The 1950-nt window shown below is 64.9% G+C and carries 1 protein-coding gene and 1 pseudogene; both read right to left on the reverse strand.

Annotated elements, in window-relative coordinates:
* A pseudogene (locus Y708_RS31315) lies at window positions 1-1556 on the reverse strand (helicase); the annotation flags it as partial.
* Window positions 1557-1645: 89 nt separating this feature from the next.
* Window positions 1646-1950: hypothetical protein (locus tag Y708_RS30590; RefSeq protein ID WP_035777109.1), on the reverse strand; the 305-nt coding region annotated here is incomplete at its 5' end.

Below are 1950 nucleotides of genomic sequence, written 5' to 3' on the forward strand. Positions count from 1 at the left end.
ACGCCGCGGATAGGCTGTCGTGGCTGGACCTGGCGTTCGCGCTGCAACGCTGCCGGGGTCGCTGTCTGGCTGGCCTCATCGAAGTGCTCCAAAGCGGGGACAATCGGCCCGAAGGGGTCGTTGCGCAGCAACACCACCGCCTTCGGCGTCACCCTGGCCATGATGGCCTCGCCCGCCTCGGTGACCTTCCCGGTGCGGCGCTCGGTAAACCGGTTGATCGGCCCGTAGGTGTCGACATAGGCGCGGTAGGTGTCGCGTAAATCCTGGCGTGCTGTAGCGAGCTCGGCGGTGTCTTCGACGTTGCTCGCCTCGAGGGTGAGCACAGTCCGTGCCCCATCGCGCAGGCGCAGCAGTGAGCGCAGTTCATCCTGCTGCGTCATGGGGACCTTCATCGGTGCGATAGCACCGTCCAAACCAACCTGGGTGAAGGTTTCGTCAGGGTTCGCTGTGATGTGCCCGACCTGCAGGCCGCTGCCTGCCGGCACGATAGCGGCAGACTCGATAACCTGCCCCTCCTGACGCTCCGCCATTCCCCTGCCAGCGTCGACAGCTACCTGGGCGATGTCCTGCAGCTGGCCGTGCAGCTGCTCCGGCACGGAGCGCAGATCCTCACTGCGGACGGTGAGGGTCGCAGAGCCATACATGCCATGACCCACCACAGGCTCACCCAGCACGCGCTCGGGATTCTCGATGAAATAGGCGTTCATCCGTGCGGCGTCCTGCTCAGCGTCATCGCCTACGGAGATGGCGCGCGATTCCAGCCACCGCGGGTCCAGCGGTTCCTCACCTGGGAGCCGCTTACGGAAGATCAGGACGTCAGTGAGGGCATCGGTGCCGGCGGCGCGGCGGTGCGCCCCAGTTGGCAACCGGACGGCACCTAGCAGGTCCGCTGTCTCGTAGATTTCGCGGCGCGCTGCCGAGTTCTGGGCGTCCAGTGTGAAGGCTGAGGAGATGACACCGGCGACACCACCGGGCCGGGTGAGAGCAAGCGACTTGATGATGAAGTGGTTGTGCATCGAGTGGTTGCCCGCGTTGTGCCGAGGGTCGTGCAGCCTGGTCCTGGCGAACGGGACGTTACCCACCATGGCGTCGAAGTAGCCGGCAGGAAGCCGGGTATCAGCGAAGGACTCGGCGCGAATGTCAGCATCCGGGTAGAGCGCCTGGGAAATGCCGGCGGTGATCGGGTCAAGCTCCACGCCGGTCATGGCCACGGTCTCGGGTGCGAGGCCGATGAACGTGCCCGCACCAGAACCTGGTTCGAGGACGCGGCCGCCGTCGAAACCGAGCGTGCTGAGGGTCTGCCAAATTTCCGTGGCCAGGGCAGGATCGGTGTAGTGAGCATTGATGACGGTCCGGTTCGCGGCCCGATACTCGTCCTCGCTCAGCAGCTCACGCAGTTCGACACGATCAGCCTCGTACTCGGCACGGCTCTCATCGAAGACCTCGGCTACGCCAGTGGCCCCCCAACTCCCCCACCGCGCCAGCACACCGCGCTCAGCAGCGGTTGCCGGCCTCTCCTGCTCCTGCAGGTCACGCAAAACGCGCAGCGCAGCCACGTTCGCTTGAAAGCGCGCACGGGCCCCAGATGGTGCTAGATCATCCTGCCGCGCTGGGATGAAACGGGAGTCCGCTTCAATCGCAGGAGTTACGGCTTCTGGTTGTACTGATCCCTCTCCAGCTCTCGGTACTCGTCCAGCAGCTCCTGCTGCAGCCTCATTATCGAGCGATGAGTCTCCCAGATCTCCCTCTGCCGGCGGTCGACTTCCTCTTCCTCCGCTTCGTCGCCCTCCGTCTCCATCACGTCCGGAGTCAGCATCTCGACTCTGACGATCTCCTCGGCCTGCATCCTCGAGGCGTTCAACCGGCCCACCTTCTCCAGATAGGTTTCGCCCTTCGGGTCCGGTCCCGCCAGCTTGTACTGCAACTCCCCCACCTGGTGCATCGCTTCCT

The sequence above is a fragment of the Arthrobacter sp. H5 genome (assembly GCF_000520595.1).
In the GTDB taxonomy this organism is placed as follows: Bacteria; Actinomycetota; Actinomycetes; order Actinomycetales; family Micrococcaceae; genus Arthrobacter_D.